Consider the following 25,371-nt stretch of genomic DNA (forward strand, 5'->3'; position numbering starts at 1 on the left):
ATTACTTTTAATATTACTACAACCAATGATAAGCAATAAAAACAAATATAAACACTTTTTAAAAATCATCGAGAAAGCGCTTCTATAGGGTTTAATTTCGAAGCCTTAATGGCAGGTAACAAGCCGAATAATAACCCAGTAAATAAGGAAAATGTCACGCCAACAAAAATGGAATAAGAAGACAATATAATCTCAAAATCAATTAATATATTTTTCATCACAATTAATGTACCAACGGACAATAGAACACCTAAAAAACCACCTAACAATGTAACAAAAAGGGACTCAATCAGAAACTGTTCAAGTATATTTTTTTTTGATGCTCCAATTGCACGACGCAATCCAATCTCTGAATACCGTTCACTAACCGAAGCCAACATTATATTCATAATTCCTGATCCTCCAACAAACAAAGAAATAAAAGAAATTGACAAGATAAAAATTGAAAATAAATTTTTCACTCGATTAAGAGATTCCACATACTCTTTATCTGACCAAAATGTATAACTACCTTTTGTAATCTTATATAAGTAATCAATAATGATTTTTTCTAAATCAGACTCAATTGCTGTAAAGTGAAACTCGTTAATAACATTTGAATTACTAATTCGATGGATAAATGTAGTATACGGGATCCAGGCAATAGGTTGTGGTGTGCGTACGTCACTCTGTTTTACTATACCTATAATAGTAAAAACCATGTTATCGATAATCAATTTATTGCCAATTGAATCATGCGTTCCAAATAGTTGTTTGTTTAGAATTTCATTAATCACAACAACAGTTTGACCAAGTTCCACCTCTTCTTGATTCATTAACCGACCAATTAAAAGCTGTAACTTAATTAGATTCTTAAATTCATGAGATACGCCAAGTATTGTACTGGCATCATTTGAAATATTATTATCATATTTTTTGAAGGCTCGCTTTATTTTCTTTTGCGTGCGTAAATATGGCGAAATATATTTAATTTCTTTAAATGTTTTTAATTTATTGAACGTATCTTCTATTAGCAGTCCATCTTGCTCTCCATAAGATGCAGCTTGAACCGTATTATTTCCCATTCGTGACAACTCTGATATCACTTGTTTTTCTACACTTTCAGATACAGACAAACTAAGTACAATAGTTGCAATACCTACTATTACTCCTATGAGACTTAAAAAAAGCTTTATCTTATTATTTTTATACAAAAAAAATAAGTTTAACAACACGGTTTTCATACGATACGGAAAATTATAACCTTGTATTTCATTATGATTAATTTTATCATTAACAACAGAATCCTCATTAATACCATTTATAACCTTACCGTCCGAAATTGAAACTTGCCTATCGCACAACTCAGCAATACTCATATCATGAGTAACTATTATTACTGTAGTTCCATCTTTATTTATTTCCTTTAAAATATTTATTACTTCTTCACTATTTCGTATGTCCAATGCACCAGTTGGCTCGTCAGCCAAAAGAATTCGAGGTTCACTAACCAAAGCTCGCGCAATAGAAACCCGTTGCTGCTGCCCGCCCGATAGCTCACTTGGCTTATTAGAACTCACTTCTTTAATATCTAACCGGTTTATAGTCTCTACAAGGGTATTCGAATAGTAATGTTTTTTGCACTTAAAGTATAACAATGGTAATTTAATGTTCTCTAAGCAACTAAGGTAAGGTATTAAATTATATGATTGAAAGATAAAACCAAAATAACAACTCCTAATCTTAGCCCATTGTTCATTGTCATAAGACTGCATATCACAACTATCTAAATGATAATCTCCACTCCAGTTAGAATCCAAGCCAGAAATAATATTCATTAATGTAGACTTTCCCGAACCAGAACTCCCTACTATAGCTACTAACTCGCCTTCATGAATATCTAAGTCAATCTTGTCTAATACAACAGTATTATTACTATTTTTATGGAATGATTTAGTTAGATTTCTAATTTTAATCAAAGGCATTAATCGATTCCTTCTAAAATCAAAACATCACCAACTTCAATTCCGGAAACCACTTCGGAATTTAAAAAATCATACAAACCTAATTCGACTGTTTTGGTGATAACATTACCATTATCTAGTACAGTAATATTCGCAACTCCATTTGTGTCATATCGAACATAATGGCTAGGAACAATAACAACATTTATTTCTTCCATTATTTTTATTTTCGCACCTACTGACATACCAATACGAACGTGTTCTGACAGTTCTCGGGGAACATGGAAAGAAACATTATAAATAACACCTTTTGAGGTTGAACTGTTACTTAATGGAGTCAAATCAATATTCGATATTTTTGATTTATATGTCTCATTTGAAACACCCAAGATATGGAAATCCACAACATCTCCAATAGATATATTCGAAATATCGTACTCCGATATAGGAATTCTCACAATATATTGGTCAGAACTTGCAACTTTTATCAAGTTACTTACTTGCTGAGTTGAAACCAAAGTTTGACCTTTATCAACCTGTATTGACACCACTGTTCCGTCAATTGGAGAACGTATCATTGTGTAAGTCAATTGAGCTTTTTTTGAGTCCACCGCCAACATCGCTGTCTCTTTAGAAAGTTTGCTACTTTGCAAGGACGCTTTGCTTTCCAAGTATACAAGATTTTGCTCTTTCAACTCTTGTGATGTTTTGCTTCCAATCTTTACTAAATGTGCAATGAGCTCTAACTGTTCTTGTTCATATAGAAACCGTTCGCGACTCACATCAAAATTTGCTACAGCTATCTTCAGTTCATTCTGTGCTGTTTTAAGCTCGTTTGCACTTACAGTAGGGTCAATTTCGATCAACAATTGACCTTGTGAAACTTTATCGCCTACACCAACCATTAATTCGGTAACTTCCCCTGAAACACTGGCACCAACATCAATCATTTTAGCGGCCTCAATCACACCGATAGACTCTACATTACGAGTGATACTGCCAATCGAAACAACATGCGTCTTCCGTCCCTGAAACTTATTTGGACTGCCAATGATGTTCACATAAATAAAACATAATAAAATTAGAATAAAAAGTAACAAAAAAGTGTTTTTTTTATTAGTTGCAATTTCACGAGAATTCACTTTCATGATCCTGATTTTTAATATTAAGATCAATGATTTTATCTGCCTTCCTAATTGAAGAAGGGTTATGACTAGTAAAAACAATCGTTTTTCCTGTTCCTTTCAATGTACTCATAATTAAATCACAACTCAACTCGTCCAAATTACTCATAGGTTCATCTAACAATAAAGTATTCTTATTTGAAAGTAATGCTCTACATAATAATACACGTTGCTTTTCTCCTGAAGAAAAGGGATTTGTATAATCATTAATTTTCGTATCTATACCTTGGGGTAATGATGCTATAACCTGTCCCAAACCAAGCTTTTCTATTAAAGTAAGGATATCAGAGTCACTATGATTTGCATCAAACATTGTGATATTCTCACGTACAGAACCACTAATAAAGTCTTGATTGGTAGCATGATAATAATTTGATGAAATAATCACGTTATTATCCATCTCGCCCCCATCATCATTCAACAACTTAATATTACAATATAAACCAGACAATATTTTTAATAACGTAGTTTTACCCGAACCAGAGCAACCAGTAACAGCAACTAACTGCCCTTTAGTTATTATCAATTCGGGGAAAATAATTGAATTTCTATCAGACTTTTTTTCGACAATGCCTACATGATGGAGCCCTCCGACTCTATCGCTATCGAACTGGTGAATGCTGTTATCTTTTTCAAATTCAATAACGTCTTTTCCTCTTTCCTGTGCTGCATCAAAAGCGCCAAACGAGTCATTTATTTCAATCAAACGATTAAAAGAAGTAGAAAACACCTGCTTAACATAAAAAAACAAAAATACAGATGATAAAGGGGTGTTATTATATTGAATCAACCAAAAACACAAACATAATGTCAATATCATATCAAATATCCCAATAATTTCTTGCATTATTGGGAATTTCAGATGCTTTAAACCAGATTCAATGTTAAAGTCTACGAGTTGATTCACTTTCGAATCATTTACTACGCAAAGATTCTTACTTGCCTTTTTTGACTTTATGTCAGAAATTGAATTAAAAGATTCCACAAAATGCTTAAATATATTTTCTCGATAAGATTCTTCAACTATGCTAATTTGACTTAAATTCTTCCTCGACACCCAAGCTAAGAATGATGATATGCAAGATACAGATAGTAAAAAAAAGGCCAAATATGGGGAAATGTAACCAACAATTAAAAATGAAATTATAAGTTGAATAATACAGATAATTAAAGTGTTATAAATAGTCGATTTTGCAACTTGCGCACCTACAAATTTAAGTGCCCTATTAGCAACATCTGTTGAGGTCCGACGCTCAAAAAAAGACATCTTATTATTTAAAAATCGAGCATACATTTTATTACTTTCTTTGGCCATAGTTGCGCCTTCTATTATCATAGTTCGCTTATAGCCTTGCCTAATTATAACCACAGAAATTATTTGCGCTATTGCCAGATAAAATAACATATGAAAATCTAGGTTTTCAAAGTTCTTAAAACCGTTATTTATATTTAACATTATTGCCGGCAATATCAAAGATAGTAATGTGGATAATAAACCATAAATTAATAAAAGAGCGTCAAGTTTTATGACTTTATTCTTAAACTGGAAAATGTTAAAAAAGGAATTATTAGCGTTAAGCTTCTTTTCTTCATCCAATACGATAGCGTATCCGGATAAGCTCATTTTTAATATTCCAAGTTTTAATACCTGCCTACCTAAAGCGGGATTCATTACAACTGCACAATAACTATTAACCTTCTCCAATACGACATAATGGCTGTCATTGAGATGAAGAATGCAAGGAGTAGGCAACTCTTGAATTAGTTGAATGTTAAATAAAACTGCACGAGCATTAAGATCTAATTTCCCAAAGAGTTCAGTTAAGTCATAAAGGCTAGTCCCAAGATCTGATGGTCTGCATAATGTTCTTAAATAACTCAAAGGCGCATTTTTATTATGGAGCTCAGCTATACTACTTACACAAGCCAACCCACACTCAGCCATTTCACCTTGTAAACACACTGTATTCATTATTTAACCTTGTCGATAGAAGAATGAGGGAAAATGCCAAAGTAACCACTGCTTGTAATGCATTCCTCCAATTACATGCTCTATCAATAATGGAAGATCATGCTTAACATTATTTTTTTCAATAATAGGTAATATTTCGATTTTCAAACGCCCATTTTTTAAAAAAATATAATATGGTAATACATCTTTTCGCATTAAAGAAGGAAAATTAAAGGGGCCAGCATGTAAATTAGATTCTTTACCAAACAATATTGATTTTTTATAAGAGTGACTTTGACCACTCCTCCTGGTGTATTCTGGTAGTGCGTCAGGAAAAACTGCAAAATCAGCGGTATTATTTCTTACTTTCTTTACTATTTTTCTTATACCTCGTGAGGCGTCAGTTTTCGATTTCACAAAGGGATTGAATAAATACAAATCTCGATTGTTTTTTTTCCATTTTTCAACGACATCCCCCCAACGCTTTTTCCAATCACCTTCATCAACATCACTAATAACATATAATCTATTATTTGACGCACCCAAGCCAACAATCACTGCTATTTCATCAGAAAAAACATGCAACGGATATAAAATAACATCACAGCCAGTTTGGTTCTTATATTCAACTCTAGATTCTTCAAGTTTTTCAGAACAAAAGTTAATTTCATTACAAATAACTTTATTGCCATAACACATCATCTGTACATACAGTTTACAATACATATCAAAAAATGCTTTGTTAGGTAAAAAACTATGTTTACCTACGATTTTTTTTGTGTTACTTCTAACACTAAACCCATTAACACCCAAACAAAAAATAAGTGAATATAAAGCACTAAACGAAAGACAAACATATAAACACACTTTAGGAAATGAAGTATTACAAGACCCAATGATTACCCTAAAAATCAAATAAAAAAAAGCCGCCATCCTCTTTAAAAGCATAACACCCAGTTCCAATAGTGAATAAATACAAAACAAAATTTCACTTCCATAAGAATGGTGGCGCCTTTCTTTAAAACGCCACCATGATTAAATACTAAATACTTTTATAACCTTGAGAATAATTACCGCTACCACAAACGTCGTTAGCTTTTTTGTTGCTCATCTTTTTGTCATTGGAGTATCTAGTGAAATTATACCCACGTTCTACAACTTGCCCACCACTAATATAACTAGGAGCGTAACAATTTATTTCCCACTTCCCACCAACAATCATTCTTGATTCATCTAAATTTACATTTTTCATTTTTCCACCTTACATTTTACATTTTTACATTTTACAACATTTAATGTACAAACAGAAAGAACAGGCACATACCACAACCCATTGCTAAATCATTTATACACACCTTCATTAACTAATATTTTTGCAATGAATTTTATTTTCACCAAGCGTATGAGTCGAAGATGAAAATGAAAATGAAAATGAAAATGAAAATTGACAGCTAACTTTTATCAACCTTCAAACCAACGCTCACCTTTCTTCCATTGTCGTAACCGAACTTCCATTTGCAAATGCAAACATTGGTAACTGAATAAACACAAAAGAATTTTCCATCCAACTTTTCAGACGCAAGCTGATTATCGCTAATTAGATTAATTTTAAATCCCAAACCCAAGTCAGTGCAATAGCATCTCGCCGAAAATATTTTTCTACCTGCCAACAAATCTTGAATGTAAGAAATTAAATACACTCACCAAAGATTAATAGGACATTAATCCTACGATTTTTATATTTCCTTGCTTTTATTTTAAACTTTTGAACTACGTTAGTTTTTGATTAACGAAACCCTTAGTTCTATTCAATAGCCCTTTTGTACCAATTTCTCCATAAAAATAATGTTCCGTTTTTATTAGCTTCGTTAGTAATGATGCGCCCTAGATTCTTAATTTAGTTCCACTGAATTACATAACAAAGCCGAGTCGCTGCGTCAGCGAAACAGCCAGGGTTAGCGAAATGGCGTCAGGAAAACCACCAATACCAGTCAGTGCGAAAAACCCTAACAGCTGAAGTTGCTAAGCTCAAAAGGCAATTGGCTGAGCAAGCTGAAGAGCAAGATATCGTAAAGAGGTCTGCCACCTGCTTCGTATATGGAATCTACGAGTTTACAAGATAAGAATGTGCAATGGAGTAAGATCCGGTCGTATATTCGGTTTTTCATTCAAGGAACGACCTTCTAACCTTTGATGCATGCGTATCTACTGTCCTTGGCGCGAAAAAACTTTTTATAACATTGCGAAGTAGTCAGGGCCTCAGTAGGCTGATCTAACCATTGAACATAATTATTTGTAATCTGTTAATTCATTTTGCAAGCAAGTAAAATACCTTTGACTGATGTTTTGTGTTTTAGCGTAGCATTGCCCAAACTGTTCTGACTGTTTTGTTCGCTAATGCGATACAAGCCCTTTTGAAACCGACCCTATTGACAAACTAGATAAGCCACGTCTGTTTTTCGTTAGTAGGTGCTATGGCTGTCGATATATGTATGCCATATCACCAAGGTACAGCATCGAGCGAAGAGCCCTAACTCTGCCAAGTTTATTAGTCCCTTCATTGTCATTTTACCACCTAAACTGTATTGCTTAGGTGGTAGCCTGATAAACGCTGATGCTTGTCGACCGCTAGTAAATTGTGTCCCATCACCCAAATTAGCATAAAGCATGGTGGTGGTTACCTCACGAACACCTTCAAGAGCCATGAGTCTTTTACAGGGTTCTATTTGGCTAGTGGTCGCATTCATTATTTCTGAATATGGTTTAACTCATCTTGCAGGTAGAACATCCCTTTCATAATGTGTTGAAGTCACTAATGCAGCTAGGCCTTTAACAATACCGTATTCGTTATATGATATTTCGCATGTGCAACCCCAACGACACGATAGTTTTCGAAAGAAACTGGCGATTTGCTTCAAGATACATCAAAGTTTGTTGTTCAATCGATTTGGGTTTGCTGTATTTTCTTCTTATTTGAAATGTTGCATTAGCGCTAGCAAACGCATCATTGGCCCCAGTTTTATGACCCTCAACATAGGCCTTCACTTTTTAGGACTAATTATACGCACTTCGTGGCCGAAGGACTCAGCGTATCTCCCCCTGTAGTGATAAGTAGCCTTCTAGATCAACAAGGGATGGTTTGGCTTTAGCAAAGAGCTCCTTAAGCTTCTGCCCGCTGATAGCTTTGTTACAGAGCAACTCTCCCTGGGGGCTTATATTGCAAACCTAAAATAGATTTTTCTCTAAGTCTATGCCGATTCCGTTAGTTCTTAGCATGATGACACCTCATTTTACTTTTCCTGCCGATGCTTAAGTTTGGCAGAGAATGAGTGGACCCCATACATCGCAAAAAACTAAAGTAGATTACGATGAGTTTATGTTCGAATACCTACAATGTTCTCCGCATAGCTATGGTGTTAGAAGCTTCACGAAGTGGATTTTATTACTGAATTAAGCATCGCCACAAGGTCACCCAGCGTGAGGCAATACACCAAAAGCTTGATAAAAAATTCAAAATAGCTTTTGACAATAGTAAAGGTCGTGGTGGCTCAATGCGTATCCACAAAGAGTTGGCTGATAGTGGGGAGATCCGTAATGCTAAAACCTTACCACCAGTATGAAGTGTCAGGAATTAACGCCGAAATCGTTATACCGTCTTATTGATGTCGCCCTTCTCTATTAGCGCAAATCGTAGCGATAAAATATCACTATGCATGATCTCTTTATCGACAAGAATCGATGTTCGGCCAATATAGTATATCAAGCTAAGTTGTAAAAAGATGATTTAGCGAATACAAATGAGCAGCGAGGACTATAGTCATCTTCTTGCTTGGAACGCGGCAAAGAACTAATAACAATCCGTCCAAAGATCGATAGGAATGAAAGACACCGTATTAGTTGGCGTATCTGTGTTGATGCTTGAAAATCAATGAGTCCATTTAAAGACACTTGCTCTATAAGCAACTCTTAATCAAAAAATCTCTCGGTGCTAACTATCTTCTTGATATTTTAGTCAATAATCTCATCACTTGACTTTTTGTATCAGATGTAACTTTAGTTATTGTTATGACATGTTGTTGTAAGAAAAAATGGATTGTAAGGATACGCCGGACTTTGATAGAAAAGTTTCTAGGTGTAAAAGCAAAATACATGTGTAGACATTGTCGTACTACGTTCAAAGTCAAAGGACACTAATAGTCAGACCGAACACTGTATTAAGCGACACATGTTCAACGGCATACATTTGCTTCGCATTTTATGATGAACAAGGGGATATTTTGTTGTTACAGCGTATTCTTATTTTGCTCCAGAATATTTGATACTAGCTGTACACATCAATCCTTTAGATAATTAATGGCGGCAAACGTAGTAATCGACAGTTTTCACTGTCGACTTTTGCTATTCAGAGCATCATTTTATCTATTCCAAATCAAGGATAACCTTGCCAGAAAGCCAGCTACGCATAGCATCAAAGCCTTCTTGGAAATTATCAATATTGAAGAATTCGCTTTATGTCTAGAACTGACTGAATCAAAGAGGATAAAGTAAAAAAACTGATGCACAGAAACTGAGGACATGGCAATAGTTACACTTAACTGTTCATGTTGATACACCCTAAACCATGGGTGTGGAAGTCAGTTTTGTTGCAACATGAGGCTCTAAAAAAGAAAGTTGGTATCTCATTGATACCAACTAAAAAGAATGCAATGCTTTGGGAATGATGTATTTTATAACTAGAAGCAGTTAACTTTGTCGACAAGAGCTAATAACAAAGAGAGCCAAAGTTGACTAAATTAATTAACCAATAACTTTTAGTGTTTTTGGTTATAGTATGTGTAAGACAAATCCCAATAATACTTGAGTTATTTTAAATGAAACCAGAAGTACATAGGTTTGAGCTATCAATAAATAGCACTATCTCTGAAGTCTATAGCCACTTTACTAAGGCAAATAGTGACCAAATCCTCGATAGAATGTTTGAAGGTCTTCAAAAAAAACTCCGCAAAATTAACTGCTCAGAGAGAGAAAAGGAATGCACTTTCATTAATGTGTATATTGCATACGGCAAAAGACAAGAGGACTTTGATGGTAAAGGAAAGGCTTGTGAAATTTTGTCTACAAGGAGAATCGAAAGTATAATAAAGACTCACTCTAACCTTTCGCCAGAAAACCTACTAGGTGAGGCTTTACGCTCTTTAAAGCAGTAATCTTGGACTTTGACACTTTCTGATTTAGCGCAGGATAGCTAAAAATATGAGCAGAAAAATTAAGAGTAATTAAACATCATTAACTCGTTTATGTCCGTGCGACCTGAAGTCGTATGAAACGTTGTTCACCACTATAAGAGTGACTGAAGGTATGGTACGCCCCGACCCTGTAAATAATAACGTGCTGATTTGCGCCAATGTATTCAGGGTTTTTATGAAGTCACTACACAACTTCGCTCTGCGATGAGATCCGCGCCAGATTGTCTTCATAACCATCGAAGCATTTTAATTTGCTTGTCCACTCAACAGGTTTCAATCTGGTGGTCTAACCATTTTGTCATCACTTATCATCATTGCAAATCTGGTTTAAATTTTTAGTGAGAATTCTTTATTTGTGACCAAAACAGACCACGCTATTTTTGCGAGCTTATTAACTAAAGCAACAACAACCACATTAAATGGTTATGCACGTTTTAGATTTTGCATATTTCGGGATTATCCGATCACCCATTTCGGTTTAAACCGATCACTGATTCCGCGATTATCCGGTCACTTTTAACTTATCTCCGAAATCGGTGTTCGGAATAGCGAAAACCGCGGTCGGAATGTCCGAAACCCTACCTTTTTCTCTTTTAAATCAATAGCTCGCTATTCTTTACTTCTTAAACAAAAAAGTAAGGAAGCGACCGTGGCAAAAAAGAGAACTCCAATGAACAAAATCGTAAGCGCGTCATAAACCCCGCATTCTAATCGCCTAGCGCGAAGAATAAGATCAAGTCTCCAACCATAAGGAGATTTGAAATGGGAAAACGACGCACCAATCAAGAATGGCAAACGCTTATCGAGTAATCTGAATCGAGTTCACTGTCGACACTCGCGTTTTGTAAGCTCAATGAACTCAATCCCTCAACGTTCTATGCCAAGCGCCAGCAACTCAATAAAACGGACGTATCTCTAGGCTTTATCCGAGCTGAAGTCGTCGAAAAGACAACAAAGTATCAAGCTCAAGTAGCAACGGCTAACATGACGCTGCTAGTCAATGATGTTGAGCTGAGCATTCCACAAGGCACGCCAGCGGTCTATCTCGCAGAACTCATCGGTGCGCTATCATGAAACGTATGCTCAGCGCTCCAGAGATTTATCTATATCGTGACAGCGTCGATTTTAGAAAGTCGATCAATGGTCTTGCTGCGATTATCGAAAGTGACACCGACTTACCCTTGGCAAGCGGCGCACTGTTCCTGTTCACCAATAAACAGCGTGACAAAATCAAGATATTGTACTGGGATAAAACTGGCTTTGCTCTTTGGTATAAACGCCTCGAAAAAGCCAAGTTCAAGTGGCCATCAAAAGAGAAAAATGAGGTGTTTACCCTAACTCAATTCGAGCTTGATAGACTGCTTTCTGCCTTCACGATTATCGGCCATAAACCCGTTCGAATAAATGATTTCACAATGACTTAATCGATAATAAAGCCTTATCCACCAAGCGTTAACGGCATGACTTTAGTATAATAAATGCCATGAAAAAGACGCCAAATATCAACCCAGAAAGTCAAAATGTTGCCGAGCTACAAGCGATGGTGAAAGCGCTAATGGCGTCAGAAAGCCGATTGAAACAAGAGCGTCAGTCGCTACTTGAACAACTCAAGCTTGCCTTCGATCGCCAGTTCGCTAAACGCTCGGAGGTGTTAAAGCCTTACGATGCATCTCAAGGTGACCTCTTCAACGAAGTGGAATGTGAAGCTGCCAAGGAAGAAGAGGTTGAGGTTACGACGAGCACCACAACGAAGAAGCGCGGTAAACGTAAGCCACTTCCAAAGACCTTGCCTCGTGAGGTTATCGAACTCGATTTAGATGACAACGAAAAACAGTGCGCTTGCTGCCAACATAGCCTGCATAAAATAGGTGAAGACCGCAGTGAAAAGCTAGAGTTCTCGCCAGCGGTACTCAAAGTGCTGGAATATGTTCGTCCTAAATATGCTTGTCGTCAGTGCGAGCAAACTGAAGACAACAGCCGTATCGTTCAAAAGCCAGCGCCAAAGCATTATCCCTAAAAGCTTTGCCACAGAAAGCTTGTTGGCCAATATTATCCTTGGCAAATACCAATACGCAATGCCACTGTATCGCCAAGAGTCGCTATTTACCCAATCGGGTATCGAACTATCGCGCACTACTATGGTGAGGTGGGTTATCCAAGTCAGTGAGAAGTTCGCACCGCTTTATGCCGCCTTGAAAACACACCTATTAGAGCAAGTAGTGGTTCAAGCGGATGAAACACCGTTCAATGTGCTCAAGGAAAATAAGCAGTGCTATATGTGGCTCTACTGCTCGGGCGCAGACTCGCCAGAAGCCGCACTTCCCAAAGTGAAAAATATCGCCTTGTACGACTCTCAAAACAGTCGCGCGAGGGCGTGCCCTGTTGCCTTCTTGGGGGATTACAGTGGTTATCTGCAAACCGATGGCTATGGTGCCTATGACGGCCTTCACCAAGTGACCAATGTTGGCTGCTTGGCGCATGCACGTCGTAAGTTCATGGATGCTAAGAAGCTTCAAGGTAAAGGTAAGTCAGGTAAAGCAGATAAAGCGCTGGCTAAAATCCAGAAGCTCTATGGGATAGAATCCCGCTTAAAAGGTGCGTCTCTCGAGACACGAAAAGCAGAACGTCAACAGTACGCTAAGCCAATACTGGACGAGTTGTACGAATGGATGACAACTCAACAAGTGATAGCGTCTAGCCCGTTGGGTAAAGCGATTAAGTATACGCTCGGCCAATGGCCGAAACTTATCCGCTATATCGATGACGGTCATCTATCTATCGATAATAATCGAGCTGAACGGGCAATTAAACCGCTGGTCATTGGCAGGAAGAACTGGTTGTTCTCGACCACTGCAAATGGCGCTGACGCGAGCGCGATGCTTTACAGTATCGTCGAGACTGCGAAAGCCAATGGCCTTATCCTTTACGACTACATGGTCAAGTGCATGAAAGAGCTAGCGAAGGCTGAGCCAGATATCGATGCGCTCCTACCTTGGAACTTCAAACACTAACAACATCGCCCCGTGGGTTCATGGGGCGCATACGAACAAGCTTACGCTTACACTCAGTTCTGCGAGCACTTCACTCGCTGGTTCAAAACCAAAAAGCGCAACATGCGTCCGCTCCATGTCGCAGGTGACAAGCTGTTTATCGATTACTGCGGGCCTCGGCTTCAAGTGGTAAACCCTGATACAGGTGAAGTGCGCGAAGCCGAAGTGTTCGTGGCGACCTTAGGCGCGTCAAATTACACCTATGTTGAAGCCTTCCCTAGTCAAGGTAAGGCTTACTGGTTAGAGGCGCATGTGAATGCGTTCGAACACTTCGGCGGTATACCACAGATCTTGGTTCCCGATAATCTGCGTAGCGCGGTCACCAAAACCAATCGCTATGAGCCGAGACTTAACGACAGCTATCAAAAACTGGCAAATCACTATCAAACCGCTGTGATGCCTGCTCGCCCCTACAAACCGAAAGACAAAGCCAAAGCAGAGAATGCCGTGCCCCTAGTTGAACTCTGGATCATGATGCGGCTACGACACCAAACCTTCCATACCTTCAAAGAACCGAACCTCGCCATTCGTGAGCTTATGAATGACTTAAACCAACGTGAGATGAAACAGTATGGTGCAAGTCTTAAAGCGCTGTTCGACAAACTCGATAAACCTGCATTGAAGCCGCTACCTAAGCAGCGATACCTATATACCGAAACCAAACAAGCCAAAGTCGGGCCTGACTATCACATCGAATATCGCCGTCACTACTACTCGGTTCCTCATCAACTTGTTGGTCACCATGTTGAGCTAGAAACCTCCAACCGTCTGGTGCAAATTTACCATCAAGGTAACTTGGTCGCCCAGCACCCACGTAGCCAAAGGGAGCGCGGAAACAGCCCTCAACCAGAGCACATGCCGAGTAATCATCAAAATCAAAAGTGGTCGCCTGAGCGCTTACTCAACCTAAGCAAAGCCCATGGAGAGTCGCGCCTAAAGCAAGCCTGTAAAGATTCACTAATACTGACAAAACCCAATTACACTTTCGTCAACAATCTACTCAAGAACAATCGTGAAAGGCAACTGAGTAAAGACAAAGCGAATACGCCGAACCTTGTTCACAGTAATGTTCGAGGCCCAAACTGTTATCACTAGGAGAAAGGATATGAACGCACTCAATCATCAACTCAAAAACCTCCGCTTGAGCCATGCGGCGACAGCAACAAGAGCAACTGACTACTTACGCAGAGCTGGACTTCAAGGAGAGGTTAAGCTTTCTTCTGGAAAGCGAGATCTTGAACCGTAGTCAGAGCAAAATCCAACGCTTAAAACGACAAGCTAAACTGAGAGTGTATGCGCAACCGAGCCAACTCATCTACAAAGAGGGACGAAACCTCAATCGCAAAAAGATGAGCGAACTTCTGACGGGGAGTTATCCGCACAAGCACCAGAACATCTTGAGCACAGGCCCAACAGGAGCAGGTAAAACGTATCTTGGCTGCGCACTTGCAACCAGCTCCTGCGACCAACAACAAACGGTCAGATACTACCGATTAACTCGCTTGCTTGATGATCTGACCGCAGGCCGCCTGGATGGTAGCTATCAAAAGCAACTTCAATCGTTGGCTAAGAAAGCGCTACTGCTCTCTTGATGTCAGACTCCCTGAACGGTTCTCGATGATCTAGAAACTCAAGAAGAGTTATGCGGTGAAACAGCTTTGCGAAGTGTTCGGGGTTCATCGCAGTAGTTATCGTTATTGGGTAAATAGAACTAAAGCTCTAGCGTCAGAGCGTGTACTTATTCGCGCCGAAGTTCGACAAGCTCATGAGATTAGCAATGGTTCCCCCGGAGCGAGAACCATTGCAGACATAGTGACAACAAAAGGTATTCCGCTTAGTCGTTACCGTGTGAGTAAGTTCATGAAAGAACTAGAGTTAGTCAGTTGCCAAAACATACGTACAGAAAAACACAGCAGGAGCAGGCTCCTATACCTAACCATCTTAATCGTCAGTTCGCGGTAACTGAGCCAAACCAAGTCTGGTGTGGCGATGTGACCTACATCTGGACGGGGCAACGATGGCCTTATCTAGCTGTTGTCATTGGCTTATTCGCTCAAAAAATCCTTGGTTGTGCAATATATCACTCACCAGATAGCGCATTGACTGGGAAGGCGTTAACCATGGCTTATGAGAGCTGAGGGAGACCACCTGGCGTGATGTTCCACTCGGACTAAGGTTGCCACACTATACGAGTAAGAAATATCGTCAACTACTATGGAGATATAGAATCACTCAAAGCATGGGCCGTCGAGGTAACTATTGGGATACTGAGATTAGAATATAAGTACAGACTGTTTGTACTGACCCGTGCTGGGATTGGCTGAAATGTCTTTGTATTGACCTGTCTTTCAAAGAGTCTATTCAATTCTATCGACTCAGTTGTAACTTAATAAGAGCTTTGTATTGCATCTCCAGTGTCCCGTCCTGCTGGGCGATTCACACAGGAGAGTGATTAAATGAACAGTAACGATCCCCGCTACAAATTGTATTTAGGTGTAGATACTCATTTGGGTCTTCATGTTGCAACACTTATCAATGAGCTTAGTCAGGTTGTTAAAAGTAAGTCATTTAGTGTCGATCTTGCAGGTTATCGTGAGCACTTAGCATGGTGTAAGTCTTACGGGTTCCTTCAAAAAGCTGGCATCGAAGGTACGGGAAGCTCTGGTGCTGAACTGACTAAATTCTTGATAAGAATGGTATTGATGTATATGAAGTGATACGAATGAATCGAATGGAGATACGTCTGAAAGGCAAAACAGACGTTATAGATTCAGAGAATGCGGCTAGAAGCGTATTATCTGGAGAAGCAGCAGTCGTTCCTAAAAACCATGCAGGACCAGTCGAGTCATTACGGAGCCTGCTAATGACCCGCAATAGCGCTGTCAAAGCAAGAACTCAGGCGATGAATCATATACGAGCTCTTCTTGTATCAGGTCCTGATGAGCTAAAACAGTCCCTTTACCAGCCAAAGCCTAGTGCGTGTGCAACCGCACGCTTAGCTCGGTGCTCTAATAGTAGCGAGCCATTAATGATTTCGCTTGTGCTGTTGGCACAACGTTGGAACTTCCTTAATGACCAAGTAAAATCTCTTGATAATGCTTTGAAAAACTGACTTTGAACACAGCTCAAAGCCTTGTGTCAAGGTTTGGGGTCGGCACAAATGTGGCTGCAACGCTCTTAGTTGCGACTGTAGACAACGCCAACCGATTAAGGAAAGAATCATCGTTTGCAGCCTTGTGTGGCGTTGATATGACCCCTACTGTCAATAAGAGCGTAGAAGTTTCTGCTCCCACATTTCAGAGCCTTTTGTTTATTTTGAGATAGTGTTAACGCATAGATGAAGCAAGTAATTTCGTCGGTTCTCATGCTGATATACGTGGATTACTCATCGCGTGATGAGTAGCGCCTACCTTACTTATTTCGTCGTGGCACCTGTCTTCAGTCTATGCTCATGGTTCAATAAAGCGCGAGCTTTATTGCCATCCTAACGCCGTCGGTGTTTGTGCCACACCCGATGCTCCATCAAATGCGTTAACACTAATTCTTTTCTCATGCAGGCAGCCTTGCAATCCGTGTTTTTGGATCGACTGCGCTCACGACCACCTCTCTCGCGATAGCCCAGATATACGCGATCATTTCTCTTGCGATAGCGGCGGAGACGACATTTCGATGTTTGCCTTTTTGTAGTAATCGTTGATAGCGGCGACATAATCGTTGCTGAGCATGCCAAGCAATATCGACAATTTCTTTGGGCAGCCCTTCTTGTCGCAGTTGCAGTTCGACGGAGATATTAGCTTTGTGCTTATAAGTATGTGCTCCCTCAATAATCAATCGTCGTGCTCGGCTGTTTCCGCATTTGGTTAGGCTCCCTCGTTTCATTTTTCCGCCACTTGAGCTTTCCGTCGGTACGAGGCCTACATAAGCCATAAGTTTTCTTGGATGGTCGAAGCGACGTAGATCGCCTAGCTCGGCAATGATGCCGAGAGCAACAAGTAGTCGCCTCCCCCCCGCATGGCCTGGATGGCTTTGACAACAGGGTAGTAACGCCAGTTTTTGACTTGGTGTAATAACTCGTTATCCAACCGTTGTAATCTTTGCATCCTCTCACTGATGGTGATGATCATCTCTTGCAATACAATTTGTTGGCTGTGATGGGGAATAATGAGGTCGGTTAGCCACCGTAGATGCTTTTAGACCAGTTATCATTCACAGTTGCTTGTACATTATTGCTTAGAAGAAAGCCTTTGAATTGGAACTTTGCATCTTTAAGGTCTTTCATCGCGGTTTCTCGAGCCCTTGATAAATCTCTTATCGCCTCGTCTTCAGATTCAGGAACATAAATAGGTGTTAGCTCTTCAGCCTTAAAAAGCTGGGCAAGTTTTACAGCATTTCTCTTATCTGTTTTGACTCTATTCCCTGACTTCTTAGGAATAAGGGAAGGGGCGATGACACAGCAGCAATGCCCAAGGCTGGTGAGCAATCGGTATGTCCAGTATCCACAAGGCCCGGCCTCGTAGACAAAATGGAGGGTGGCTTTTGGGTATTTAGATTGCAGTTGCTGTGTGAGTTTAATGAGTGCGTACTTGTTAGACTTTATCAGTCCCAAATGTTCAAGTTTAGTCCCGCGTTGTTCTTGCAAGACGGCGACTTGGATAAATGACTTATGCGTATCTAAGCCTATGAAAATTATGCTATCGTTATTCATGCTAGCCTCCAAATTTAGTTGTTCGAACACACTAATTATGGCTCTGGCTTTACGCTAACCCACGAAATTGGAGGCTAGCACCTCGTGTGGGTCATTATGTCTAATCCAATTCCAGTGTCATCGGGGAAAACTACCCGGCATAGGTTGAATCGAGGAGGTAGCCGTAGTGCGAATAACTCTCTTTGGACCGTGGCAATAGTTAGAATGCGTAGTGATCCCAGAACAAAAGACTATGTTGCACGAAGAACAGCAGAAGAGTTATCAACTAAGGAAATAACTCGCATCTTAAAACGTTATATAGCGAGAGAGCTATTCCCGTTAATACTGAAAGATCTAGCGAGTATTCAGAAGCTTAAAAACGGAATGGGTGCCAACGAATGGCGATAGAAGTTTTACAGAGGCGTGCCAAGCAATAACAGATTATCTGGTTGATTATTACAACCAACATCGGCCACATCAATACAATGGTGGATTAACACCAAATGAATCAGAGCGACAATTCTGGTTTACCCATAAAACCGTGGCCAGTTTTACTTGACCACTTCAAGTGTTATCACACACTGATACTCTCCCCCTTCCCTCGGTTGCCTTCCTCTAGTATTAAAGAGTCGGTATACCCAAACTCATTCACCAAAATCTCATGAACCTTGACGGCCTTTACGGTGGAGTAAAAGTCGGTTGAATTCACCCAAATCACGTGCATGGATATGTCAGCGGATACTGTAGAACGAACGGCCATGTGACCCCCTAAGCGCCAAAACGCACATCGAAACAAAATCCTGAGCACTTAAACGTTCCCTCCCCTGTTGTCACAAAGCGCAACGCTGGAAACACAGACCCGTAAGTGGTGTACATAATGATGCGATCCACTCGCTCGTGCAGAAACCATTCACCAAAGCCAGCGCCATTTAATTCGATGAAAAAGTCACGTATTTCATGGAAAGCAAAACGACGCGACACCAATTGCGGAAACTGCTGCTTGATAGCGTCAACGAACCCTTGGTCTTTTAACGCTGCGATATCAGCCAGTTGCTCTAGCGACTGACGACGACTGAACATTTTCAAACGCTGGATTTTGGAAACAAAATCAGACTTTCTTTTTACCTCATCACGACACTTTTTGACTTGATAGCGCAACTTCAATACCGCCAAAGGACTAGAGATATCATTTTTTGGTGAGCTTTCGTGCCCCAGCGGCGAAACGCTGGTCGATGAATTTGAATTAGAGAGAGTTGGGGTTGAGTTTTGTTGCGCCATGAGAGTTTCCTTTCTGTTTGAGTATCACTTTTCGGAGCCGCTTGGCTGTCCGCTATCTCAACATCGTTCTGCTTTGCAAGGGCGCGCAGCGGCGAAGCCTCCCTTGAAAAACAGGTTGTGGGGAGAGACGGTTAACAGCCTGCGAGCCCGAAAATGAGGCGAGTGAAAGAAATCGGCGCATAAGAAAACAAGCCCTTATTCGAACTTATTCAAAGACAGAGAGATCAACGAGGAGGGAGCGACAAGGCGCTAAGACTCTTAGGGCAGTCAGGCCTAGCCCATAGGGTGACGCCTAAGGCAACGATAAAAGTCGTGATAAGACACATTTAAAGTGTTTGTCTTTACAAGGAAATGAGGCTCAGAACAGGTGACAAGACTCTTCAAGTGTCATGTTCATCAGTGTTTGAAGTTAAGTCCGAGGTAGGCCCTATGACAACGCTTAAAGTCTATAACGAGCCTTTATATAAGATATGTAGTACATATGTAATACATATTTAATTCATTTTGTTGATCAACTCAATGAGATCTTCATCATCGATCTTATCTCGATATAAAGCCAAGGCTCGGTACAGTTTCGCTGCAGACACATTTCTCTCTGTCTGCTCTTGCAGATTTGCTACCCAATCAGTTATCCGTTCTTTATCAGTCAGTGACATTCTAAGAGTCAGAGGAGGCACCTTATAAGATGTCGTCACCTTCTTTTTGACAGTCGTAATTCCAGTCGACTTACTTGAACCCTCGTTCTTGTCACTAGAGATAGCTGTTATAGCTCCTCGTTTCTTTAACTTGCTCATGTGTATTACCTATGTATTACATTAAATTTAAAAGAAACGCAGCGAGTTTTCGGTAATCGTTATTAACAAGAGAGCCCGATTTATAAAAGCGCACAGGAGAAGAAACGGCATTAGCTTGTCCGACATGCTCAGAACGACGCACAGATACTGGTAGCAATTTATCTTGTACTACCTCCAATTCCTCATCAATGAACTCATTAATAATAGCGTTTCTTGAATCGACCTCGTTCCTCAGAATCAGATAGTTGCCCTCGTCATCCTTAATTTCAGAGACAGCTTCGAGTAAAGGACTAATGCCGTCCAGTGAAAATGCACCAGAATCAACAGGGATCAAAATAAGGTCTGAGGCCTGGATTGCGTTAAGAGTCGTTAGGGATAAGTTTGGTGGAGTATCAAGAAGAATGAAATCATAGGTATCACCTAACTTCGCCAATTGCTTCTCTAAAATTCGTTCACGATTAATCTTTGTCAGTGATGTTTCGATGACACGTGACAACTGAACATCAGCGGGAGCAACATAGAGGTTTTCAATGGAGTTCCCATTAAGCTTTGCAGGTTGAATTAGATCGACAATGGACACAACTTTAGGTTTATCAAACAAAGCAGCAACCGTATCTTCAAACTTAAAATCACGTTGTCCCGTTAACGTTTTGGAGCAGTTCCCTTGAGGATCAAGGTCAATGACTAACACTTTTCGTTTTCGTGCAAGCTCAGCTCCTAAATTGACAAGAGTCGTGGTTTTTCCAACACCACCTTTTTGGTTCGCTGCGCTGATGATCTTTGTTTTCATAGTAGACACCTAATGTATTACATGTGTAATACACAATAATAAACATACATCGCCCTGTCAATGTATTACATATGTAATACACTTTTCATTAAAAGTTATCCAGCCGTTACTAATCAATAATATCAAGGCTATAAAAACCCTAAAGAAGATGGCACCAGCCGCGAGAGCTCTATCCACGTTGAATTAAGTTATTAGGCTTCTCACCAACCAATACCTGTTGTTTAACCTAACCTCAAGACTAGAATCAAAGTCGAGTTCTGAAATTGAAAATATTGTAACTACGACTGGTACACTGTTTAAGCATAAATCTGATTCCTCAAGTGCCGTATTTGGAGCGAGCATATCGACAAACAAGTCGACGTCCGTAGATCATAAGAACGAGCTTAAAGAATCAACGTACGAGTGAAAGCATTTACACGCCACCAGTAATAAGGATAACCCAGGGAATAAACAGCCTTCTCGCGCATGGTTATTTACCGCTGGAGCATCATTGGGATGATTTTAAAATCAATGTCGACCGCGCGCGAACTTAATCCCAAAGAATTGCTCAGTTTTACCTACTGGCGTGAGAAGCATCGCCAACAGGTTGAGCGCCACAGCAAAATTGAGTCACGCCCCAACAAATCGCGCCTTGGGCAGAATTTGACAAAACCCTGGAAGTGAAATCCCATTGTTCATTGCGACTATTACAGAGTGCCAAGAAAAAGGAGTGAACCTTCTACCCCATAGATTTAACAACCAAACTCAGGAGCACCTGGCTGGCTCGCCATTGAGCACCATCGATTTCTCATTTCGGTTATTAATAAGACGGTATTGCAAAGAATGGGAAGACGGCGGATATAGTAAATAAACGCATTGAGTATTTAGACCACCCACACCCGATTCTCTGGTACTAAGGTTGACTACGCTGTAGTCTACAAGTTTCGGAAAAAATTTTTTGAAAGGCAATCCCCGAAAGAAAACATCCCAATGAGCAGCCCATTTAGTCTTCTACTCTTAACACGACCTCGCCCTGATCTAACAACTCGACAATCGCTTGTTGGTAAGCTTCTTCGACGATGGTTTGTTCCCATACACGTTCGTAATCGGGTAAGACTTGCTGTCTAGAGATGGTCGACACCCCGAAGCTTAATGTGCCCTCGATACGATGTCGTCGAATGGTGACTAGCTTGGCCTCCGTCCACGAAGGTCCTGGTTGGGTGATGCGTCTAGATTGGAGTGCTTTTTTCTTTTTCGCCACGCTCATGCCTTAATAGATGTAGGCCATCAGCTTATCAGAAGTGGCACAAACGCTTTACTGTTTGCTCAGCAAAAATCGACGTAAACCTCGCTCCGCGCGCCTTACAAACAAGATGTACACCTTGTCACCCTCTGCTTGTAAAAAACGCGACAAGGGTTGATACGACTTTACTATAATTAAGGTGCTCAGGAGGCTGGCGCCCAGACTCCGGAAAGTCATTGAGGCCTTCAACTTCGTCGAAAATATTTTAAACCAATTGCCTGGCCGCAACCCGATTTTCAAGGGCAATGTATTCCGCGATATCTTAAGGTCAGATAACGCGGGCTCACTCCAAATCACTTCAGCCATTTAGACATTTTGTCCTTAGCTTCATCATGTCTCAGTGACGTGCCTTCTGAGATGACGCGCTCACCGCGAGCGATCCCTTCAAGGATAGCCCAACGGTTTTGCATAAACTGATAGTCGTCCACATCAACCAAATACGCGGAAGGTTTGCCATATTCGGTGATTAACACAGGCTCTTTGGTATCGTGTAGTTCCGCGAGGGTTTTGGTGGCTTGACGCTTAAGGGAAGTAACGAGCTCGACTTTCATAAGTTACTCAAAAAGCAGACCAATAAAGTGATATATTGTATCGTTTTCACTGTAGCAAGTTGCGTCACTTTGGTTTCGACCTTAGAGCCTTGCTATTCTTATGATAAGATACCCTCACCAATAAATAGTCAATGTGAACAATGTCAGAACATTCATATCATCAACTTCTTAAGTCGACCTTCGAAAACACTCTTCTCCACCTTTACTTCAAAGTAAACGTTGCCAGTCACTTTGTTAAAGAAGAGCAACGAAACAAAATCATCATTGAATTCTTGAAGCCAAAAATCAAACAAGCTCGATATAGCATTATCAAGAAAAAGCTTAAAACGGTTTGTTTGATGAAGAATAAGTTTGGTTCAATCGAAAAACACTTAGAGAGCGTTTTATCTCAATATTCAGCGATAGAAAGTCAAAACGACGTTGATAAGCTTTACGCCTTGTTAGAACACTTCGAGAAGAGCGGATTAGAAACAAAACTTATTGAAGAGACCCCTAAACAGGAAATGGACGTTGTTTATATCGACAGAGCACATATCGATAACTGCTTCGATAATGAAAACCGTCAGATTGCACCAATTTCGCTGTTTATACATACGAATGAATTAGACAGGTTCACTCAGTGCTTAGTCACCCAGCCTTATTTCACATTTGAGTTGTGCCAAACAAGTGAAGAGTTGAAGAACTATCACTATCAAGTTCACCCAATTAGCTAACACAACCAAATCTAAAAAGCAGGGCACTTCCAACCCATATCAAGATGTGTTTGACGCGACTTACCAAGTGGTACTACCGGCCTTTTCCTTTTATCATCACAATCAAGGGAAATCTTTTGATCTTCGAGCAGTAAGCTGATCAGGTATAAGCCTAACGCTGAATGATCTTGGCCATTTGTCTTCACCGCCACGGCTTCAACAATGAATTCAATTCCTGTTGACAGTGTCTCTGTATCTTTAAAAGACATAAATCCCCCCTCTTTATGTACTGTATAGATATACAGCAATCTGGGGTGTGTAAATCCATATTTGCACGAATTGAGACATTAATCGCATAAAATGGGGTTATGTCGACTCAAACTCATTATTAAATTTACCAAGAGATCTTATTTTGACTCGATAGTTACTCATTATTCTTCAACTCAAGGAAAAGCTGACTCAAGCACCGCCTTCTTCTTCCCTACTTCATACTCCGCCCAGTATAACGTTATAGGGGCAGATATCTGATGAACAGCATAATCACCACGATGCTCTGGCCCATTTTGCCTATTTTCGGATAAAGCAGACTTGACCCATTCAAACAAATAGATGTAACGACTGACGGTCTGGCGACACAGGTCCGCATTACGCGCCACCAAACCAATGGTGAGCTCCTGATTTTTGCGTAACAAAACCTGACATGTGCGGATAATTCGGCGAGTGGTCTTCGTCCTACGAAGGTTATGGGTTCTTCTGGCCGCTCTACGCTGCTTTTCCTGCAGACTTAATCCACTATCCAACCTCATCACACCTCGTTGGCAGTCTGACCGAGCACAATATTTATCCCAGGTCCAACGGGAAACACTTTTCACCACCGCCAACACCTCACAGCACTTCAGAGGCGGCTTATCCGGGGTGCCGGTATTTTTATAATGAGCGAAACTCTCGACACGGCGTTTAAAGCTCGTATAACTGCCCTTTTCTCTTTCTTCGTCGACAATGTCATACGCGTATCGGCGAGTGTGTTCAAACAAAGTACAGTTTCGAGAATAAGAGACATCAGTATCTTGACGAAGCCATGGCCGCGTTGTCTCCAGCTCAAGAGAATCCGCTAACTCATTGAGTTCATAGACACTCCGATGGAGTTCGGTCGTCTGCCACCAAGGATGAAAGGGCGTTTTGGCAACAGGGCCTGAATAACTCAAGTCCGCCTCAAGTCGTAATGCTAAGGCGCGATAAATGGCTTTGAGGTACTGAATGGGTTTGGATCGTGCTTGATCGCTGGTGCAAACCGGCACAATAGCGTAAAAAAGGTGGGCTTTATTACTGGTGCGGTTTCGAACGATTAGATTAGGGGGTGGCAAGCCTTCATCTTGCCAAATATAGAGGTTGGGGACAGCTCGATGGTCATGATCGATGTCAAACACCATCCACGCCTGCATATCTTTACGATTAACCTGCATATACGGCCATCTGACCGCATAGTTTCGAGGTCTGATGAGCATCGCGGTTTTATTGTCACTGCACCTCGAAAAATAAGGCGCTTCCTCAAGTAGCCGACTCAAACACGAAATGGATGAAGACGCAGCGTATTCAGAGTGAGCCGTCATCTCATCACCCTCGGTGCACCTTGCCCATACTCACCTTTAGAAAAAACAAAGCAAGAGAGATTGTCTTGAGCGTTGAGCGCCGTTACTGAATCAGTCCTCTTGACTCTCTCTGACAAGATTTGAGAGCCAGTCAAAGCCATTCCTTTCGAGCTTTCGTAGCCGCCACGGGTGTCAATTTTTATCGAACGCCTTTTCGAAGGACAACAGACTGCATCACGCCACTCTTCTTTACCTTTTAAGACTAAATTGAAGACTGCTTCAATACTGGTTTGAATAACTTTACCCTGTACGACCGCAAACACATGATGATTCATAA

At 40.5% G+C, this 25,371-nt stretch carries 21 protein-coding genes and 11 pseudogenes; 16 read left to right on the forward strand and 16 right to left on the reverse strand.

Annotated features, from left to right (window positions below):
* Positions 1–65 precede the first annotated feature (65 nt).
* The 6 genes and pseudogenes from AB6E51_RS04850 to AB6E51_RS04875 form a co-directional block, all read right to left on the reverse strand.
* A complete protein-coding gene (locus tag AB6E51_RS04850; RefSeq protein ID WP_102332071.1) occupies positions 66–1,964 on the reverse strand; it encodes an ATP-binding cassette domain-containing protein in 1,899 nt (632 codons plus the stop codon).
* The gene (locus tag AB6E51_RS04855; protein WP_157938690.1) at positions 1,964–3,085 is read right to left on the reverse strand and encodes an efflux RND transporter periplasmic adaptor subunit; all 1,122 of its coding nucleotides are present in this window, start codon (positions 3,083–3,085) and stop codon (positions 1,964–1,966) included. Before AB6E51_RS04855 ends, AB6E51_RS04850 begins: the two co-directional genes overlap by 1 nt.
* A complete protein-coding gene (locus AB6E51_RS04860) occupies positions 3,072–5,099 on the reverse strand; it encodes a cysteine peptidase family C39 domain-containing protein (protein WP_102332069.1) in 2,028 nt (675 codons plus the stop codon). The genes AB6E51_RS04855 and AB6E51_RS04860 overlap by 14 nt, the downstream gene beginning before the upstream one ends.
* A 3-nt stretch (positions 5,100–5,102) precedes the next feature.
* Positions 5,103–6,026 carry a hypothetical protein gene (locus tag AB6E51_RS04865; RefSeq protein ID WP_102332068.1) on the reverse strand — a complete coding sequence of 308 codons (924 nt, stop codon included), beginning with the start codon at positions 6,024–6,026 and terminating at the stop codon, positions 5,103–5,105.
* Positions 6,027–6,120: 94 nt separating this feature from the next.
* Positions 6,121–6,330, reverse strand: a complete 210-nt coding sequence (locus AB6E51_RS04870; RefSeq protein WP_102332067.1) for a hypothetical protein — start codon at positions 6,328–6,330, stop codon at positions 6,121–6,123.
* 1,101 nt (positions 6,331–7,431) lie between these two features.
* A pseudogene (locus AB6E51_RS04875) lies at positions 7,432–8,294 on the reverse strand (transposase).
* Positions 8,295–8,424: 130 nt separating this feature from the next.
* On the opposite strand from AB6E51_RS04875, the pseudogene AB6E51_RS04880 reads away from it, so the two are divergent.
* The 12 genes and pseudogenes from AB6E51_RS04880 to AB6E51_RS04935 all read left to right on the forward strand — a co-directional run.
* Positions 8,425–8,721: pseudogene (locus AB6E51_RS04880) on the forward strand (IS3 family transposase); the annotation flags it as partial.
* Positions 8,722–9,296: 575 nt separating this feature from the next.
* A pseudogene (locus tag AB6E51_RS04885) lies at positions 9,297–9,432 on the forward strand (site-specific integrase); the annotation flags it as partial.
* Positions 9,433–9,949: 517 nt separating this feature from the next.
* Positions 9,950–10,285, forward strand: coding sequence for a hypothetical protein (locus AB6E51_RS04890; protein ID WP_102332066.1), 336 nt, complete (start codon positions 9,950–9,952; stop codon positions 10,283–10,285).
* Positions 10,286–11,086: 801 nt separating this feature from the next.
* Positions 11,087–11,398 (forward strand): annotated as a pseudogene (tnpA, locus tag AB6E51_RS04895) (IS66 family insertion sequence element accessory protein TnpA).
* On the forward strand, positions 11,395–11,748 hold the full coding sequence (gene tnpB, locus AB6E51_RS04900; RefSeq protein WP_102332065.1) for an IS66 family insertion sequence element accessory protein TnpB: 354 nt from the start codon (positions 11,395–11,397) through the stop codon (positions 11,746–11,748). The pseudogene tnpA and the gene tnpB overlap by 4 nt, the downstream one beginning before the upstream one ends.
* A gap of 59 nt (positions 11,749–11,807) precedes the next feature.
* Positions 11,808–13,335, forward strand: a pseudogene (gene tnpC / locus AB6E51_RS04905) (IS66 family transposase).
* 33 nt (positions 13,336–13,368) lie between these two features.
* Positions 13,369–14,469, forward strand: a pseudogene (istA, locus tag AB6E51_RS04910) (IS21 family transposase); the annotation flags it as partial.
* A 10-nt stretch (positions 14,470–14,479) separates the two neighbouring features.
* A pseudogene (locus AB6E51_RS04915) lies at positions 14,480–14,960 on the forward strand (ATP-binding protein); the annotation flags it as partial.
* A pseudogene (locus AB6E51_RS04920) lies at positions 14,932–15,640 on the forward strand (IS3 family transposase); the annotation flags it as partial. The pseudogenes AB6E51_RS04915 and AB6E51_RS04920, both read left to right, overlap by 29 nt.
* 190 nt (positions 15,641–15,830) lie before the next feature.
* On the forward strand, positions 15,831–16,091 hold the full coding sequence (locus tag AB6E51_RS04925) for a hypothetical protein (protein ID WP_102332064.1): 261 nt from the start codon (positions 15,831–15,833) through the stop codon (positions 16,089–16,091).
* 5 nt (positions 16,092–16,096) lie between these two features.
* Complete coding sequence (locus tag AB6E51_RS04930) at positions 16,097–16,486, forward strand: hypothetical protein (protein WP_133154268.1); 390 nt, start codon at positions 16,097–16,099, stop codon at positions 16,484–16,486.
* A gap of 23 nt (positions 16,487–16,509) precedes the next feature.
* Complete coding sequence (locus AB6E51_RS04935; protein WP_372042840.1) at positions 16,510–16,698, forward strand: transposase; 189 nt, start codon at positions 16,510–16,512, stop codon at positions 16,696–16,698.
* Between the two features lie 225 nt (positions 16,699–16,923).
* On the opposite strand, the pseudogene AB6E51_RS04940 reads toward AB6E51_RS04935, so the two are convergent.
* Positions 16,924–18,079, reverse strand: a pseudogene (locus AB6E51_RS04940) (IS110 family transposase).
* A gap of 96 nt (positions 18,080–18,175) precedes the next feature.
* Here AB6E51_RS04940 and AB6E51_RS04945 point away from each other — a divergent pair.
* On the forward strand, positions 18,176–18,466 hold the full coding sequence (locus tag AB6E51_RS04945; protein WP_102332062.1) for a transposase: 291 nt from the start codon (positions 18,176–18,178) through the stop codon (positions 18,464–18,466).
* Positions 18,417–18,617: pseudogene (locus AB6E51_RS04950) on the forward strand (IS3 family transposase); the annotation flags it as partial. The gene AB6E51_RS04945 and the pseudogene AB6E51_RS04950, both read left to right, overlap by 50 nt.
* A 209-nt stretch (positions 18,618–18,826) precedes the next feature.
* On the opposite strand, the gene AB6E51_RS04955 reads toward AB6E51_RS04950, so the two are convergent.
* The 3 genes from AB6E51_RS04955 to AB6E51_RS04965 all read right to left on the reverse strand — a co-directional run bounded on the left by AB6E51_RS04955 (position 18,827) and on the right by AB6E51_RS04965 (position 20,920).
* Positions 18,827–19,336 (reverse strand): hypothetical protein, encoded by a 510-nt coding sequence (locus AB6E51_RS04955; protein ID WP_102332060.1) that lies wholly within the window; start codon positions 19,334–19,336, stop codon positions 18,827–18,829.
* Between the two features lie 494 nt (positions 19,337–19,830).
* Positions 19,831–20,130 carry a hypothetical protein gene (locus tag AB6E51_RS04960; RefSeq protein WP_102332059.1) on the reverse strand — a complete coding sequence of 100 codons (300 nt, stop codon included), beginning with the start codon at positions 20,128–20,130 and terminating at the stop codon, positions 19,831–19,833.
* Positions 20,131–20,146: 16 nt separating this feature from the next.
* Positions 20,147–20,920 carry a ParA family protein gene (locus AB6E51_RS04965; protein WP_102332058.1) on the reverse strand — a complete coding sequence of 258 codons (774 nt, stop codon included), beginning with the start codon at positions 20,918–20,920 and terminating at the stop codon, positions 20,147–20,149.
* 190 nt (positions 20,921–21,110) lie between these two features.
* Here AB6E51_RS04965 and AB6E51_RS04970 point away from each other — a divergent pair, with 190 nt between their 5' ends.
* On the forward strand, positions 21,111–21,326 hold the full coding sequence (locus AB6E51_RS04970) for a Fic/DOC family N-terminal domain-containing protein (protein ID WP_102332057.1): 216 nt from the start codon (positions 21,111–21,113) through the stop codon (positions 21,324–21,326).
* A gap of 576 nt (positions 21,327–21,902) precedes the next feature.
* Here the strand turns inward: AB6E51_RS04970 and AB6E51_RS04975 are convergent.
* The 3 genes and pseudogenes from AB6E51_RS04975 to AB6E51_RS04985 form a co-directional block, all read right to left on the reverse strand.
* A complete protein-coding gene (locus AB6E51_RS04975) occupies positions 21,903–22,160 on the reverse strand; it encodes a hypothetical protein (protein WP_102332055.1) in 258 nt (85 codons plus the stop codon).
* A gap of 54 nt (positions 22,161–22,214) precedes the next feature.
* Positions 22,215–22,508: pseudogene (locus AB6E51_RS04980) on the reverse strand (type II toxin-antitoxin system RelE/ParE family toxin).
* Entirely contained in the window at positions 22,496–22,753 is a 258-nt protein-coding gene (locus tag AB6E51_RS04985; RefSeq protein WP_102332054.1) for a type II toxin-antitoxin system Phd/YefM family antitoxin, read from the reverse strand. Before AB6E51_RS04985 ends, AB6E51_RS04980 begins: the two are co-directional and overlap by 13 nt.
* A 140-nt stretch (positions 22,754–22,893) precedes the next feature.
* On the opposite strand from AB6E51_RS04985, the gene AB6E51_RS04990 reads away from it, so the two are divergent.
* A complete protein-coding gene (locus tag AB6E51_RS04990) occupies positions 22,894–23,466 on the forward strand; it encodes a DUF2913 family protein (protein ID WP_102332053.1) in 573 nt (190 codons plus the stop codon).
* A gap of 11 nt (positions 23,467–23,477) precedes the next feature.
* Here the strand turns inward: AB6E51_RS04990 and AB6E51_RS04995 are convergent, their stop codons facing one another.
* The 3 genes from AB6E51_RS04995 to AB6E51_RS05005 all read right to left on the reverse strand — a co-directional run bounded on the left by AB6E51_RS04995 (position 23,478) and on the right by AB6E51_RS05005 (position 25,369).
* Positions 23,478–23,714, reverse strand: a complete 237-nt coding sequence (locus AB6E51_RS04995) for a hypothetical protein (RefSeq protein WP_102332052.1) — start codon at positions 23,712–23,714, stop codon at positions 23,478–23,480.
* Positions 23,715–23,888: 174 nt separating this feature from the next.
* The gene (locus AB6E51_RS05000) at positions 23,889–25,055 is read right to left on the reverse strand and encodes a replication initiation protein (RefSeq protein WP_102332051.1); all 1,167 of its coding nucleotides are present in this window, start codon (positions 25,053–25,055) and stop codon (positions 23,889–23,891) included.
* Complete coding sequence (locus AB6E51_RS05005) at positions 25,052–25,369, reverse strand: hypothetical protein (protein ID WP_102332050.1); 318 nt, start codon at positions 25,367–25,369, stop codon at positions 25,052–25,054. The genes AB6E51_RS05000 and AB6E51_RS05005 overlap by 4 nt, the downstream gene beginning before the upstream one ends.
* Between the last annotated feature and the right edge of the window lie 2 nt (positions 25,370–25,371).

Source organism: Vibrio sp. 10N.247.311.47 (assembly GCF_041467535.1).
Classification (GTDB): domain Bacteria; phylum Pseudomonadota; class Gammaproteobacteria; order Enterobacterales; family Vibrionaceae; genus Vibrio; species Vibrio crassostreae_C.